The organism is Sneathiella sp. (genome assembly GCF_047631475.1).
GTDB lineage: Bacteria > Pseudomonadota > Alphaproteobacteria > Sneathiellales > Sneathiellaceae > Sneathiella.
The window spans coordinates 13,305-29,043 of the sequence record NZ_JBLHZT010000046.1 but is presented as its reverse complement, the minus strand read 5'-3'; the positions used below and the strand labels follow the sequence as shown (position 1 = coordinate 29,043).

Genomic DNA, 15,739 nt, shown 5'->3' with positions numbered 1-15,739 from the left:
TTGGGTAAACTCATTTTTGACTACCATTAAAGGAGAGAGAGTGTCGTGCCACCCTTCGTAAAAAACTTCACTAGCGCTGTGCTGGGCAGTTCCTTTCTGGTGGCCTTTTCACTGTCTTCGGCTGTTGTTGCCGCCCAACAATCAGCCCCGCTGCAGGCAATCGATGATGACGGTATTGACCGTCAAAGCCGTCATGTGCCTGTGCCGCGACAAAAGGTGAGTGCGATCCCTACCCCGCGCAAACTTGACTTTCAGCAGGCAAGTGTTCGTATTCCAGCGGCGTCTGCCAAACCCTCGGGAACACCGCTTCCCAGAACAAAACCCGGCGCGCTGATCGCCCTGCCGTCAGAATATACAACAGGCCTCCTTTCAAAGGACGACCTTAAGCATTATACCCGCGCCTTTAACAGTCTTTCAAAACGTCATTGGCAACAAGCCATATCCGAAGCTGAAAAAGCAACCTATCAACTACCGGCCAAATATATCCGCTGGAGTTATGTGCGAGCATACAAAGGGGGGGCCAGCTTTGATGACATTACTTCCTTCGTTGTCGACAACCCTCATTGGCCCTACCGGGAAACCTTAATGCGACGCGCGGAACAGGCTCTGGTTATTCCAGTTCCTGTGGAACGCACGATTTCCTGGTTTGCAGACAGAACCCCGACAACGGGGATGGGCATGCTGCGCTATGGTGAAGCCCTGATCGCCGACGGACAAACTGAAAAAGGTATTGAGTGGATCAAAACAGCGTGGATTGAAGGCTCGTTTAGCGAAAAGCACGAAAAACAGTTCTTGAAAGATCACAAAAGCATCCTTTCAACGGACCTTCACGAAGCGAGGCTTGATCGGTTGTTATGGGACAGGAAGCCGGTTGACGCCATTCGCATGCTCAGCCTCGTCAGCAAAAATACAAAAAAGCTGGCCGTGGCCCGTATCCGCTTGATGCGTATGGCAAAAAATGTCGACGGTGCCCTCGCGCAGATCCCAAAGAATTTGATGAACGATCCCGGCCTTCAGTTCGAGAGAGCAAAATGGCGCCGCCGAAAAGGCAAACATGATGAGGCGCAGGAAATCCTTCTCCAGTTTGGTGACGATGCGCCGCGCCCTGAGAAATGGTGGACAGAGCGCCATATTCAGGCCCGCAAACTGTTACGTATGGGGCATATAAGTGATGCGTATCACCTCGTCAGCAAACATGGCTTAAAGAGTGGCGGAAAATATGCGGAAGCAGAATGGATGTCTGGATGGATTTCCTTGCGGTTTTTGCACGATTACAAAATTGCCCAAAAACATTTTAAACGGCTTTATAACAATGTCAGTTTTCCCATCAGCCGGGCGCGCGGGGCCTATTGGCTTGGCAGAACAAACGCCATCTTGAAGGATGAAAAATCAGCGCGTTACTGGTACAGCGAAGCCATAAAATATTCCTCTACCTTCTATGGTCAGGTCGCTCTGAATGAACTGGGTTATACGGATATGCCTGCCATCCGTAAAACGCGGAACCCGGGTCGGGAGACCATCACCAGGCTTGAAAACAATGAACTGGTTATGGTGGCCAAGCATCTTGCGGAACTGGGTCATGCCAGAAAGGCGCGTCCGTTTCTATTGCGCCTGACTGAGCAAGCAAAACAAACCGAAGAGTATGTATATCTGGCAAAGCTGGCAGAAGAAATCGGACGGCAAGACTATGCGGTCACGGTTGCAAAACGCGCATCCCAGCTTGGAACTGAACTCACGGACATTGCCTGGCCGACAACAACGACATTGCCTGACAATCCGCCGATTGAAGTGCCCCTGATCCTGGCGATTACCCGTCAGGAAAGTGCGTTTGCTGAAGATGCCATCTCTCATGCCGGCGCGCGCGGACTTATGCAACTAATGCCAGCCACGGCACGGGCGGTCTCTCGGAGGCTTAAAGTTCCGTATACCAAGTCGCGATTAACGTCTGACCCTGCTTATAACACGTTGTTGGGCAGTACATATCTGGGACGCCTGATCGACAACTATGACGGTTCCTACATTCTGGCGATTGCCTCCTATAACGCTGGCTCTTCCAGAGTTCGCCAATGGATCAGCGAATGGGGCGATCCCCGTACCGGAGACATTGACGTTATCGACTGGATTGAGCTGATCCCGTTCAGTGAAACCCGCAATTATGTCCAACGTGTTTTGGAGAACCTGCAGGTTTACCGGCAGCTTTTAGGCAACACCGGATACAGAATGGTGCAAATCGATGAAGACCTAACTCGGGGGAGCCCCACATTCTAAAAACCTAATATCCATCTTGCAAAACCAGAATTGGGCGAAACATATATCAAGTGGGCGCAATCACTACAAAAAGAGAACGGTATTATGACTAGACTGAACGATGTGCATGCCTGTGTATTTGACGCCTATGGCACCTTGTTTGATGTGAACGCTGCGGCTCGTAAAGAGCAGGAAAATTTAGGAGAAAATTGGCAAAAACTCTCCGAGATCTGGCGCACGAAACAGCTTCAATATACCTGGCTTCGCAGCCTGCAAAATAACTATGTCAGCTTCTGGAAAATAACAGAAGACGCGCTCGACTTTGCTCTTGCATCCTTGAATATCAAGGACGATGCCCAGAAAGAGCGCTTGATGAACCTCTATCTGGAGCTGGACGCCTATCCCGAAGTGAGGCAGACCCTGGAAAGACTGAAGGATGCCGGATTAAAGACCGCTATACTATCCAATGGCTCGCCCGAAATGTTACAATCCGCTGTGGATAACGCGGGCCTGAACAGCGTGCTGGATGGCATTTACTCGGTCGAAGATGTTGGTATTTTCAAACCTCATCCTTCTGTTTATCAATTAACGGTCGACCAACTAGGATTGGCCGCAGGACAGATGTCCTTTCAATCATCAAACGGTTGGGATGCCTATTCTGCCAAGGATTTTGGCTTTCAAACTATATGGTGCAACCGGTTTGGACAGGCAGATGAACAAATTCCATCCACCCCGGACTGCCAGATTACAAACCTGTCACAGATGCTCCCTATCTTGGGAATTTCGTGAATTGAACTGAGCAAACTCGATGTCTTATGCAGAAAAAACATATAAATCCAACGATGGCCTGACTTTGTATTACCGGGTCTATGGGACGGATGATAGTGGGCAAAAAAGCCCCGTTCTCTGTCTGTCGGGCCTGACCCGCAACAGCGGTGATTTTAATGACTTTGCAGAACGATATAGCAAAGATCGGAAAGTCTATGCATTGGATTATCGAGGTCGCGGAAAATCTGACTATGACCCGGATCATCACAACTATAACCCACAAACCTATCTAGGGGATATTTTTACGTTTCTCGATCATGAAAGCATTCAAAATGCTGTGTTTGTTGGCACTTCGCTGGGGGGCATTCTAAGCATGGCACTCGCGGCCTTGGCGCCGCAGTATTTCAAGGCCGTCTTGCTCAATGATATTGGACCGCAAGTAGCATCCTCTGGCGGAGATCGCATTGCCGGGTATGTAGGGAATGATGTCCGGTATCCCAGTATTGAAGACGCCGTACAGGCCCAGAAATCACAATATATCTCAGCTTACCCCGACCTCACCGATGCACAATGGAAAGCCATAACCGTTCCCGCTTTTACGTGGGACGATGATCAGGGCAACTATCGTTCTAATTACGATATTGCAATCGGAGTCGCGTTGAAGGAGCAGCTAAATGAGGATCAGGCCGTTGATCTGTGGCCTTTCTTTGAAGCCCTGAAGCCTATTCCAACCCTCGCAATTCGGGGGGCGCTGTCGGACGTTTTAAGCGCTGAGGTTTTTGCAAAAATGAAGGCGGTAAAACCAGACCTGCAAACGCTTGAGCTACAAAATAGAGGACATGTCCCTTTATTGGATGAACCAGAGGCCATCCCTGTCATTGATGCCTTCATGGATACCAACTGACCCCCATGGGCGGTGGCCCGGCATTCGCCCTCTCTCCCCGCAGGAATTTCCGATGATGCCCCGGTGCCGTTGTCTAATGCTCCGCTGTTAATAGGCGAGATGCTGGAAAAGTGTCCCCTCTCCATCCGGATTGATAATTAATAGATCGAAACCGCCTCCTCAGCAATTTTCGACGCTTAATCCTCCTGCTCTCTCCAGTTTGACACAGCGAAACAAAAAAAGAGGCTGGACATCAATCCAAATATGGAAACACTGTTGGCGTATTCAGGGCCTCGCCTCTGACTTCCCTTCGTGACCTCTTAACAAATGGATCCGTCTCGTGACACAGATTAGCCCAGCACCGTCTTATCATTCTATTCAGCAAGCCAAAGAGAGGCTTGCGCCGATTGCCGTAAAAACACCTCTGATCGAGTCACTTGCCCTGAACGAAAAACTGGGTGGTCGACTATTTGTTAAATGCGAAACATTGCAGCATACAGGCTCGTTCAAGTTCAGAGGTGCCTATAACGCGATTTCATCCTTAAACGAATACCAACTGGCCAATGGTGTTTTTGCGTTTTCAAGCGGTAATCACGCTCAAGGGATAGCCTTGGCTGCCCGCCTTTTAGGAACAAAAGCAACGATCCTGATGCCCAAAGATACGCCCGTCATCAAAGTGGAAAATACACAAGGCTATGGCGCGGAGGTCATCACATATGACCGATATACTGAATCCAGAGAAGCCATCGGGGAAAAAATCGCTGCCGACAATAACCTCACCCTTATCCGCCCCTATGACAATGTAGATGTAATTTCCGGACAAGGGACCGTTGGCTTGGAAATCATACAGCAGCTGGCAAGTCATAACCTGACCCCTGACTATGTTTGCGCACCATGCGGCGGCGGCGGTATGATGGCTGGCGTCTCTCTTGCCATCAAGCATCTGAGCCCCAAAACACAGTTATTTGCCTGCGAACCAGAGTTTTTTGACGATACGACCCGGTCATTAGCCGCAGGCACACAACTAAGCAACATTGGTGACCACCGCAGTCTTTGTGATGCCATCCTGACCCCCACTCCAGGGGACATTACCTTTCCAATTCTTCAGAAGAACGTCACCGGTGGTCTTGTATTGACCGAGGCGGAAGTAACCGAAGCTATGCGCGTTGCCTTTAATTATCTGAAATTGGTTATTGAACCCGGTGGTGTTGTTGCCTTAGCGGCTTATTTAAGCGGAAAGCTGGATCTTAAAGGTAAAACGGCCGTGGCTGTGGCATCTGGTGGCAATGTCGATCCTTTACTTTTCGCCAGCATTCTAAATAACGAACGATGACACCGGCAAACATATCGGCCGAGTAATACCTGATTAAACCGGATCGATGGGATTCGGTTCAATCAGTTTTTTTCACTGTTATCCTATTAAGAAGGCATACTACTTAACTCAGATTTGTAAGTAACGGTGTTCGCTTCAGTTTTTTGCTTTCCTGCCTCATCTTCCTCATCCTTCTTAAAGAATTACAACTTACACGGTATGTTACAATGATGCATCAAACGCATCATTACCGATAATTTTATGAAAATTGTTGATATTTTTACGCACGCATTCCGCCGTATATAATCCTGGCCGAATATGCCAAAAAGGTGAAATTTATCCTGCCATAAACCAGTATTATGAGAGCTCTAAAATAAAGAACACAGAACTGATTTAACACCATAAAGTCGCATTTTTCAGCCTCATCCAAAATGGTAGAATTAACAAAATTCAATTCTACGCACCGTCCAAACAATCGATATATCACATTAATAAATGCCCATAACTCTTTGATTTTAATATTTTAAATTAATTATATTGCTCGAACCTTCGTCACCCAAATTCCATTATTTCGTTTTCTGTTGATACCGATTTTACCCCACTTTACGCCGAAAAATCAGTATGTATCACCTTCTATTTACAACAGCGAAACGACACTTTTATGATCCTTTCACCGAACTAAAGGAGAGTAATTATGAAAACCGAAATGATTAAAAAAATTGCCCCGAAATCCTCTGCAACCAACGATACTGGAAAAGTACGCCTTGGTAACATGAGCCCTGCCTTTAAGGTTTCGACGTCCCCTAAAGCAACCCGTGATAGTGGTAAAACACGCCTGGGAAATATGAGCCCTGCTTTTAAGATCTAAAGCCTATAGGGATAGTTTCTATGCCTCTTAAACAGGCTGAAAATCATATTGATCCGGCGCCTTTGACGGCACCGGATCAAATTATAAAGTTCTTCCGGCTGATCCCGGACTGTCCTAGCCCTCAAAGGGCGGACCGATCTGCTGGCGGCTTGATCCCGACAAGAGCCTTTCGGTTTTGCGAACCGATGACATCCGCCTCTGCGTTTGGCTGGTATGTTTTTGCACCGATGGATTTTCACGTCTTATGGGATGGGTCTGATATTTACTGGCAGTATGGCGATACCGATGATTGGTATTTACTGAACGCAGCGCAGTATCCTGATTTTGAACATCAATTTAACCAGCATTGCCCGGAAGAAGTCCGCGGCTATTGCCCGCCATTTCTTTCTGCTGCGCCAGAACCAGGAGTTCTTAAAATCTGGAGCGGCCTGATCGCCCAGACGGCGCCCGATTGGTCACTTTTAGTGCGCGCGCCAGCCAACCTTCCGGGTAGCCAGAATTATGAACATTTCGAAGGTATTATTGAAACAGATCGCTGGTTTGGCCCATTATTTACAAACCTGCGCCTAACGACGACAGATGTGCCGATCCTGATCAAACGGGAAATGCCTTTGTTTCAAGTACAGCCTTTAATGCGACAAACCTATGACGAGCGAGCGTTGAAAAACTTTGAGCTGGTATCCAGCCTGAGCGATATTGAAGACGCCGACTGGAGATCTTTTCAGCAAACTGTCATCGATCCAGGCGACGCGTTTGACCGAAAAAGAGGACACTATGCGACGGAAGTTCGAAAGGCGCGAAAAAACAGGTGATCCGCGCCTTTATTCATTACAGGATTTGCGTCAACACTTTGTCCAGATTATCGACAGACCGTTTAACATTGTGTAATTTATCCAGACCAAACAGGCCCAACCGGAAGGTCGAGAACCCTTCAGGCTCATCACACTGCAACGGCACACCCGCCGCAATCTGCATCCCTTGCGCCGCAAATTTCTTGCCATTCTGGATCTCCGGATCGGATGTATAGAACACAGCCACGCCCGGCGCTTCAAATCCATCAGCGGCAACGCTGCGGAATTGTTTCTTGCCCATTAATTCACGAACCGCGCGCCCCAGAGCCCATTGTTCCTCACGGATTTTGTCAAATCCATAAGCCTCGGTTTCTTTCATCACATCTCTGAATTTTTTGAGCGCATCGGTCGGCATGGTCGCGTGATAGGCATGCCCCCCTGTTTCATAGGCTTGCATAATCTGAAGCCATTTTTTCAGGTCGCAAGCAAAAGAACTGCTTGTTCTTTGCTCCGCCACGGTTTTCGCCTGATCATTAAGCATCACCAGACCACTGCACGGCGACGCGCTCCATCCCTTCTGCGGGGCGCTGATAAGCACATCAACCCCTGTTTCCTGCATATCCACCCAGATCGCACCAGAGGCAATACAGTCCAGAACAAACAAGCCGCCGACGCTATGAACTGCGTCTGCAACCGCTTTCAGGTAAGCGTCGGGCAAGATGATACCAGACGATGTTTCGACATGAGGAGCAAAAACGACCGCTGGTTTTTCCGCCTTGATCAGCGATACAACTTCTTCGATGAGTGCGGGCGCAAAAGCCGCTTGTGGGTCGGAGTTTACCTGACGTGCCTTTAAAACAAGTTCTTTTTCAGGAATGCCAGCGGCCTCGAAAATCTGGGTCCACCGATAACTGAACCATCCGTTCCGAAGCACAAGAACAGTTTCCCCGCCCGCAAATTGCCGGGCCACTGCCTCCATGGAAAAAGTGCCTCCGCCGGGCACAATCGCGATATGCTGTGCATTATACACTTGCTTCAGCGTCGCCGAAATATCGTTCATGACTGTTTGAAAGGATCCCGACATATGGTTCAAAGAGCGATCTGTAAACACAACAGAATATTCTAACAATCCATCCGGATCGACATCGGGTAACAAGCCAGTCATTTTGTTCTCCTTTATACTGATTATTACCAGTGACATGACACAGCCTGTGCTCTGATACAAGCGAGAAGTGCTGCGAAGGCGGGGTTTGGATTAGGGCTAAAGCAGCGTGTCGCAAAGGATCCACAAACAAATAACCAGAGTTTCAGACCAAAATGCCCGGTATTCCCCAGCTGTACAAAAAAAACAAAAAAAACATCTTGAACCTATAGTGACTAGAGCCCTTAGATTAAGCAGAGTAGAGAAACTGTTGATCCGAATTGGAGACTTTTATGAGTGGGTGTTGCGGCCATGATAGTAATTTTGAAGGTGTGTCTGCTGATTATAAGCGACGCCTTTGGGCCGTCATAATCATCAATGCGGGCATGTTCATTGTTGAGATGATAGCCGGTCAAATGGCTAAATCTCAGGCACTTCAGGCCGATGCTTTGGATTTTTTCGGTGATGCTGTCACCTATGGTATCTCTCTTGCGGTTATTGGGGCATCCCTAAAAACACGCACGGCAACAGCAATGCTAAAAGGGTTTAGCCTGTTTCTAATGGGGGTTTGGGTGTTCTCATCAACACTCTATCAGGTGTTCGTAATTGGCGTTCCAAAAGCCGAGGTTATGGGCATTATTGGTTTTGCAGCCCTCTGCGCCAATATGCTGAGCGTTATGTTACTGGTCAAATACAAGGATGGCGATGCGAATGTCCGCTCTGTCTGGCTGTGTTCACGCAATGATGCGATTGGAAATGTGGCTGTTATGATCGCCGCTGTTGGTGTTTGGGGGACGGCCACTGCGTGGCCTGATTTGATCGTTGCCGGTATTATGGCCGCCTTGTTCCTAAGTTCAGCTTATCAGATTATGCGCCAATCAATAAAAGAGTGGAACCACGCTGAAAATTCTGCTGCGGCGTAATTCTCATCCTTCAATGCGAAAGGGCTTTTTGAGGCCCCACGCTACCCGTTGCCATACTTTCTCGTGCAGGACATAAAATACTATACCGGACATGCAGGACAGTATGGCGACACCGATCGAGGTATTGACGGATCCAGTAAAAAGCCAGGTAATCAAAATCATGACGAAAAGGCCCGAAATCTGCCAGGTAAAGGCCTTAACCAACGTTCTTTTTGATGTTTCCATTCAATTTACCCCTCTATAAAAGCAACGAAACCTGATTGTATATCAATAGGATAGGACAAACCACGAGAGGATGATGAATTAAATTTCCATTTGTTGATTAATTTCACTACAATTGAAAAAAATACACACTATTCGGTAGACATAATGGATAAACGGCAGACAGCAATTCTCTTCCGGAAGCGACTTGGGGATGCAATCCTACAATCCGGCCTGTCAAAATCCGCCCTTGCCGACAAGGCTGGTCTGGACAGGTCTGCAATCTCTCAAATGCTGAAAGAAGACAGCACAACCCTCCCTAACGGCCATTCACTCGCCCTGTTATGTCAGGCACTGAACATTAGCAGTGATTGGCTTTTGGGCCTTGCTGATGACCCCCGGCCTTCGTCACAGGTTTTAGAACAGGCAGTAGAACTAACACCGTCTCAAAGATGGCACCCGCTTGATAAGAATATCATCCGCTGGCATATGGAAGCATTGGGTCATAAAATCCGCTATATCCCCTCTTCTCTGCCGACCCCCATGAAAACATCGGCGGTCATCAATTATGAATTCGATATTCACCCGTCAAAAACCGCAGATCAGGCGCAAATCATCACCGATGAACAATTGTCGTTTTTTCGCAGGCCAGAAAGTGAACTGGAAATTGCTCTGTCACAACAGACGCTGCAAGACTTTGCAGAAGGAAACGGGGTTTGGCGCGGACTGGATATAAAAGACCGTTTGGAACAGATCGAAAAACTTTCCGAATATTGCAAAGAATTATATCCCGGCGTTCGATTGCACCTCTATGACGGGCGCTCCTTCTATTCGTCGCCTATTCTGGTTTTCGGGCATATGAGGGCCGCCCTTTACCTTGGACAACGCTATTTTGTTTTCCCAAAAGGAGAGCGGGTCTTCGCCTTGATCCGCCATTTTGACGAACTGGTTCGTGGGGCGTGTGTAACCAGTGATAACACTGCCCAGTGGCTTGAAAATCTGGCGATCGAAACCAAAAAAAACAGAGTGTGATCAGGCGCTTTGCAGCCTCATAAGTTTACCAAACGGGAACGGGCTTAATTGGTCGCCCAGAATTCGCCTTTTTTAAGTTGCTCCCGATACCCTGCCATAAAGGATTCCAGTTGGGTGATCTTGGCAATCGCCGTAGCCTTTTTCCGAAATTCAGTTTCAGATCCATCGGGATCTTCGGTGATCAGATCAAAGGCATCCAAATCCGGTGTATCCACCATTTTCTTCCGATAGACACGACGAAGGGATCGAATGCCAGCATCATTATTATCAAGGCTCATGGCAACAGCCAGCTGCATCAGGCGTTGACGGTCAATAGGTTCAAGTTTCTTGGCTTTCGGAGCGCCATTTGCGATCAGCAGTTTTTGCAAAGATTGCGTAACTTTTCCCCAGTTCTTGGATTTCCAGTAAATATCAGCCCGTAACAGATCTGCCTTCTCACTTTTATCATCTGTTAGAAGCTCAAGCGCTTCTTCATAGTTTCCAAGGTCAGAATGGGCTCTTGCACGAATATGCAGACGTTCCTGTTTAACGCTTTCAGGCAGCGCTCTCCAACGGGTCTTCTGAAGAGTATTCAGGCTTTCCTGTGGCTTGTCGTTCCAAAGATGAACCACCGCCAGTTTTGTCCCTGTATAGGATTTCAGCTCCCCTTTCAGACGGAAGACAACCTGATGGTCCAGCAGCTGGGCCGCTTGATCTAACAGATCCACCCGGATGAGGCGGTCTGCAAGATTACGGATCATCTGGTCACCCTTCTTGCCAAGAGGTGTAAGTTCCCGATACTCGTAATATAGAGCCAACGCTTTCACAGGAGGCAGTTTTTCCGCACCGCCTTCTAAAAACAGCTGATTGAAAATATCTGACATCTCCCGCGCAATGTCCCGGGATTTTGGGTTCTTTGGAAAGACTTTTACCAGTTCCCGATAAGTTTTAAGCCCTTCGCTCATCTGACCGGTTGCGATCTGCAAATCACCGATCCGACGCTTAACATCAATTTCCAGATCATCGCCGCGCCAGGCAAACTCCATTTTCCGGTATTCATCAATGGCTTCTTCCGGTGTAATATCCTTTTGCGCAAGCTGAGCATTAATTTTTGCAAATTTCGCACGGGCAACAATAGGGCGTTTGTCCAATGCAATCGCCTGATCAAACTTATCGATAGCCCGGTTCATATCACCGGATCTAAGAGCGACAACCCCTTCGAGAAACTCGCGTTTGGACGCTACATAGGGATCGGCGCCTTCGCTCACTGACGTTCTAATCCCTTCAAGCGCTTTATTGGCGACTTCAATATCGAAATCTTCAAGCGCCGCTTCGGCATCCAGCAAACGGAATTGGTTTTGAAGATCGTTTGAGTAAACCCCAAACGCGTCACGGCCCGCTTTAATTTCACGAGACGCCGTTTTCCAGTCTTCATTGCCCGCAGCAACCATGGCCCGCCACGGCGCAACTTCTGCCACACCAGAGAATACGGGATGAAACAGGTCTTTTTCCGCTTCTTCCAAATGGTTCATACCAAGATAAGACAAGCCGCGGATCAGCCGGTAAATACCATCATCGTCTGCCCGCGGATCATCATTTCGGATCCGCTCCAGAACGCCGAAGGCATCCGCGAAATATTCATGAGCTACAAAGAACTTGGCCAGTTCCAATCTGGCAGCATTCCGCCGAGAAGGCGGCAATTTGGCAACCCGGCGCTGCAAGAGCTGTTTGCGTTCCCAGAAATCTTTTGGCGGGACCTGAGCCCATTCATCCAGTTTGACCAGTAGCGCTTTATCCCGTTTTCCTGAGAACCGGTCTGTCTGATCACCACTGGCAAACAGATCATCTTTGGAGATGGTCCGCGTTAATTGCAACCCCCCATCCGCCGTTACTGACACCCCATTTCGTTCAACCGCAACCTTTACGGCACTATCCCGTGCCACCATCCCAATACCCTGAACGGACGGTAAAATTGTAAACTGGGCAAAGGTCCGAGTAGCCCCTAACCCCCAGCTGGGCGCGTATAATGGAACCGCATAGAGTTCGTCGCCGGCATTAGGGTCAATGAAAGCAACCCGCCGACCGTTATTAACAGCGGGAATAAAGACCCGTGCGCCATCCTGTGCGGCAGGCTGAGGCTGAATATCGATCGTATTCTGGATAACCGGCGCTTCTCCCAAACGGAAATCCACACGCCATTCATTTTCAACCCGCATCACAGACGGCGCATACCCCTCGCGCAAGGAAAGGCTGGCGACGGTCGCTGTGTCATGCGGTATTTGATTTTTCTTAACGACCAGGAACTTAACCGGTCCTTTGATATTCCTAAAATCAAGCTGGGCTTTTTTGTCGAACGCCAACCAGTATTTACCGGATCGCTCGAACAAAGCCATTGCCGTACTCTGTTTCCACGGGAAAATAAGGCGAATACCGTCTTTTAATTTACCAATTTTAACAATCAGTTTTTCAGCCGGCGCTTCATTGATCTGTTTGACTTCAACAGAGCTTTGAACCTCTGTCGGAATAAGAGATCGTGGTTTTGGCGATGCCGGTGCAGCGTTCTCTAAAACCGTGCCATTCGCAGTAGGCGCCTCAGATTGGTCGTTGGCTGCAATTGCTTCAGTTGATGCGTCCGGTTGAGACGATGTCCGCGTAACCGGCTCTACCGATGCAGGCGTCGGTTCTACCGCTGGTGCAGTGGTAGCCGTTTCCGGATTTTTCGGAGGCGATGCTGCTGGCGCTATTTGGGCTGGCGCGCTATTCGCAGGCGGCTCCTCAGAAGCAACTTTTGTTGTTCCATTGGCCTTGAAATCAATTGCAATACTGTTACCGCTTCTAAAGGCATTGGCATTTACACCGGGTTTGGCAATTACCCTGAATTCGGTGCCTCCCTCGGCGGCTTTCGTTTCAATGCTTGTCAGAAATTTAGGCAGGTTCCTTTTAACAGATGCCAATTGCAACGCACCCACGTTATCAAATTTGATAACCACTTCTGCGCCCTTTTGCTCTAGCGAAAAGTCCGTCCGGCCTGGCCAGTCAACGACTAACCGACTAAAGGTTGCATGATCCCCACTTCTGACCCGAATTTTAGGCGCTGATGCAGACGCCCCCGCTGCCGCATTGTTTTTCTTCGTCAGATCAAAGGCGATGGCCGTCCCATATTGCGCTGTTTTTAAAGAGAAATCTCCCTTCAGAGGAAACCGAATGCCTTTTTTATCAGACAAAAAGGAGCCGGCGCCGAGATAGTCATCCAAGACCCTCGGTGCAATGGATAAATCAGCGTCAAACTCTTCGGGGAAGCGGATCACGAGAAATCCGTCCTGAATTTCTGCTGTGAACTTCTGTGGCTTCTTCCAGTCCAGAACCAGTCGACCATAGGTCGGATGTTCACCCGCCCTGATATCTACTTTGTCAGCAGAATACGCAACGCCTCCGCCACTGGCAAACCAGAGAGCCGCCGTCACATAGATCAAAAATTTCGGAATTATCCTGGACATTACTTATTGCCACCCCTGCGACCCTGAGCTTCTCGGATCACGATATCAACCCGCCGCGCATAGGACAACCGCGTCTCTTTATCCTGAATGTCAGAAAGTTCATGATATTTTGAGTCAGCCATTCCATAGGCGCGCACTGGAAAGCTATACCCCGCTTTCGTCAGATTATCTGCAACGGCAAGCGCCCGTGCAAGGGAAAGGCCCCAGTTATTGTCCAGCAATGTTTGCGGATTAAGGGCCTGCGTTGGGTCGGTATGCCCATATACTTCAACCCGGTTTTTTACATATCGGAAACTTTCGCCAAGAATCCGAACACCATCTTCAAGTTTAGGGGAAACCTCGTTTACACCGGAGGGAAAATAGGTATTTCCGATAAAGGACAGGACCAACCGGTCTTCACTTTTGAACACTTCGACATTGTTCAGCTCAGTACTGCTTCTGATCTTTTCCGAAATGATATTTTCCAGATAATCCAGATCAAAGGCTTTTTGTTCGGTGAATAACTCTACATTTTTTTCCGCTGTAAGACCGTCATCTGTGGCTTCTGTTTGTGTATTCAGACGATATCCCAAGGTGTTGAGAATATCCTGCCAGCTGTCAGATTTCACTTCATTCATCGAAAATAACAGAACAAAAAACGCAAGCAAAAGCGCCAGCAGGTCTGCCAGTGAGGTAAGCCACATCGTATTTTTACGCACCTGCTTTTTTGCGATGCTTTCCTGAAATGGCATACTCATCCCCCGTCCTCATCGCGAAACTGTCTTTTCGTTGATGAACGCAGGTAAAACCGGAAATACACATTGTTCGTCTGACCGGATTTCATACCGATAAAAATATTTCGGGCAGGAACGCCCCCTTCCAGAAAACTTTCTACAAGGTTGCTCAGTCGCATGGCGTTGATATTGTCTTTCAGTTCTGCACTGGTTGGAAGAAACTCTCCTGCATCAATCAGTATTTCCATATCGGTCGGGGCCGCATGACTGCGTTTGATCAGTACCATCGCCGCGTCTGAAAACAGCGCATCACGGGTGTTTCTCAGGGTTGCACTCTGATTTGAGAAAAGCTGACTAATCGGAACGACAAACTGCAATTCGTCGCCCGCCTGATTAATCTTGCTTTCGATCAGCGGAATTGCAGTTTCATAAACTTTTTTCAGTTGGGCATGAAAAACAGCCAGACCCAACTCGTCCCCTGTCAGCTCCTTAGGCTCCGAAGTCGCCTGCTTTTGCTTGATGCCCTTGAAGGCAAAATCAATACTGCCGATAACCTGCTGAACCTTTTCTTCTTTTGGCTCTGAAATCGAATGCAGATAGATAAAAAACGCCAACAACAGAAAATACAGCGATACATAGATGATCGGTGTGTTTGCGCCGTATTTCGCGTTTTTTTCAGGGGCGTAAATGTCGACTGTCATACAGATCAATACCTAATCAAAGCTTGCCAGCAATGCATCAATATCGTCTTGAGAATTCCCGTCACCATCAAGTTGCGGACCGTTCAGCAAGTCTGCATCCGGACGTTCGTCTGCGGATTTCGACTCAGCGTAAACGTCAATTCTAGGTTGCCCCTCCCGAACCGGCATCCCAAGAGATTCCGCCATCCGAGTCACCGAGCTTTCGATATATTGGAGGGTGGAAACCACTTTGTTAATGCGTTGGCCGGTGATGTCCTGAAAGTTAGAAGCTTCAAAAATCTGAGTCACAATATCATTGAGCTTTTCTTCATGTTCCCCGCCCAGTTCCATGCTGATATTGCCAATTTTCTCTGCAGCGTCCAGAAAGGTGTTTGTTGCCTCTTCCGTCGCTTCAACAATGGCGGTCAATTCATCTGTCGCGGCAGGAATATGCTGCTCATTGATTTCATGCGGCTGCAAATCAGAGATCTCTTCGCGGGCCTTTTTTATGTAATCAACAAGTTCAATAATTTGTGTGTGAATTTGAATTTCGGGCGCTGAAATGTCACCCTCGATGCTGCTCATCAAATGCTCAAGTAAACTACCCACTTCCGCTACTTGCACAGTATCACCCTGTGCTTCACGGATGGTCTTTACCCGCTCAGAAAGATGCGCTGAAAACGCTGCTTGATCCATAGTCACGC

General features: G+C 48.4%; 14 protein-coding genes. 8 read left to right on the top strand and 6 right to left on the bottom strand.

Going from position 1 to position 15,739, the window contains the following annotated elements; genetic code table 11:
* Positions 1-45: 45 nt before the first annotated feature.
* The 6 genes from ACJAYR_RS15405 (at position 46) to ACJAYR_RS15380 (ending at position 6,890) form a co-directional block, all read left to right on the top strand.
* Positions 46-2,268, top strand: coding sequence for a transglycosylase SLT domain-containing protein (locus tag ACJAYR_RS15405; protein WP_415237426.1), 2,223 nt, complete (start codon positions 46-48; stop codon positions 2,266-2,268).
* An 84-nt stretch (positions 2,269-2,352) separates the two neighbouring features.
* Complete coding sequence (locus ACJAYR_RS15400) at positions 2,353-3,036, top strand: haloacid dehalogenase type II (protein ID WP_415237425.1); 684 nt, start codon at positions 2,353-2,355, stop codon at positions 3,034-3,036.
* Positions 3,037-3,055: 19 nt separating this feature from the next.
* Positions 3,056-3,919, top strand: coding sequence for an alpha/beta fold hydrolase (locus ACJAYR_RS15395; RefSeq protein ID WP_415237424.1), 864 nt, complete (start codon positions 3,056-3,058; stop codon positions 3,917-3,919).
* A gap of 319 nt (positions 3,920-4,238) precedes the next feature.
* Positions 4,239-5,231, top strand: a complete 993-nt coding sequence (locus ACJAYR_RS15390) for a threonine ammonia-lyase (RefSeq protein WP_415237423.1) — start codon at positions 4,239-4,241, stop codon at positions 5,229-5,231.
* Between the two features lie 673 nt (positions 5,232-5,904).
* Complete coding sequence (locus ACJAYR_RS15385; protein ID WP_415237422.1) at positions 5,905-6,078, top strand: hypothetical protein; 174 nt, start codon at positions 5,905-5,907, stop codon at positions 6,076-6,078.
* Positions 6,079-6,098: 20 nt separating this feature from the next.
* Positions 6,099-6,890: a DUF6065 family protein gene (locus ACJAYR_RS15380; protein WP_415237421.1), complete on the top strand. Its 792-nt coding sequence runs from the start codon at positions 6,099-6,101 to the stop codon at positions 6,888-6,890.
* A 16-nt stretch (positions 6,891-6,906) separates the two neighbouring features.
* Here the strand turns inward: ACJAYR_RS15380 and ACJAYR_RS15375 are convergent, their stop codons facing one another.
* Positions 6,907-8,034, bottom strand: a complete 1,128-nt coding sequence (locus ACJAYR_RS15375) for an aminotransferase class V-fold PLP-dependent enzyme (protein ID WP_415237420.1) — start codon at positions 8,032-8,034, stop codon at positions 6,907-6,909.
* 269 nt (positions 8,035-8,303) lie between these two features.
* Between ACJAYR_RS15375 and ACJAYR_RS15370 the strand changes: the two genes are divergently transcribed.
* Positions 8,304-8,933: a cation transporter gene (locus ACJAYR_RS15370; protein WP_415237419.1), complete on the top strand. Its 630-nt coding sequence runs from the start codon at positions 8,304-8,306 to the stop codon at positions 8,931-8,933.
* A gap of 3 nt (positions 8,934-8,936) precedes the next feature.
* On the opposite strand, the gene ACJAYR_RS15365 is transcribed toward ACJAYR_RS15370, so the two are convergent.
* The gene (locus ACJAYR_RS15365) at positions 8,937-9,158 is read right to left on the bottom strand and encodes a DUF2061 domain-containing protein (RefSeq protein ID WP_415237418.1); all 222 of its coding nucleotides are present in this window, start codon (positions 9,156-9,158) and stop codon (positions 8,937-8,939) included.
* A gap of 144 nt (positions 9,159-9,302) precedes the next feature.
* Here ACJAYR_RS15365 and ACJAYR_RS15360 point away from each other — a divergent pair, with 144 nt between their 5' ends.
* A complete protein-coding gene (locus ACJAYR_RS15360; protein ID WP_415237417.1) occupies positions 9,303-10,166 on the top strand; it encodes a helix-turn-helix domain-containing protein in 864 nt (287 codons plus the stop codon).
* Positions 10,167-10,210: 44 nt separating this feature from the next.
* Here ACJAYR_RS15360 and ACJAYR_RS15355 read toward each other — a convergent pair whose 3' ends face one another.
* From ACJAYR_RS15355 to ACJAYR_RS15340, 4 genes are read right to left on the bottom strand one after another with little or no spacing between them, the layout of a single operon-like run.
* Positions 10,211-13,642 carry a hypothetical protein gene (locus tag ACJAYR_RS15355; protein ID WP_415237416.1) on the bottom strand — a complete coding sequence of 1,144 codons (3,432 nt, stop codon included), beginning with the start codon at positions 13,640-13,642 and terminating at the stop codon, positions 10,211-10,213.
* A complete protein-coding gene (locus ACJAYR_RS15350) occupies positions 13,642-14,379 on the bottom strand; it encodes a flagellar motor protein MotB (protein WP_415237415.1) in 738 nt (245 codons plus the stop codon). Before ACJAYR_RS15350 ends, ACJAYR_RS15355 begins: the two co-directional genes overlap by 1 nt.
* A complete protein-coding gene (locus ACJAYR_RS15345; RefSeq protein ID WP_415237414.1) occupies positions 14,376-15,056 on the bottom strand; it encodes a hypothetical protein in 681 nt (226 codons plus the stop codon). Before ACJAYR_RS15345 ends, ACJAYR_RS15350 begins: the two co-directional genes overlap by 4 nt.
* A 12-nt stretch (positions 15,057-15,068) precedes the next feature.
* The gene (locus tag ACJAYR_RS15340; RefSeq protein WP_415237413.1) at positions 15,069-15,731 is read right to left on the bottom strand and encodes a protein phosphatase CheZ; all 663 of its coding nucleotides are present in this window, start codon (positions 15,729-15,731) and stop codon (positions 15,069-15,071) included.
* Between the last annotated feature and the right edge of the window lie 8 nt (positions 15,732-15,739).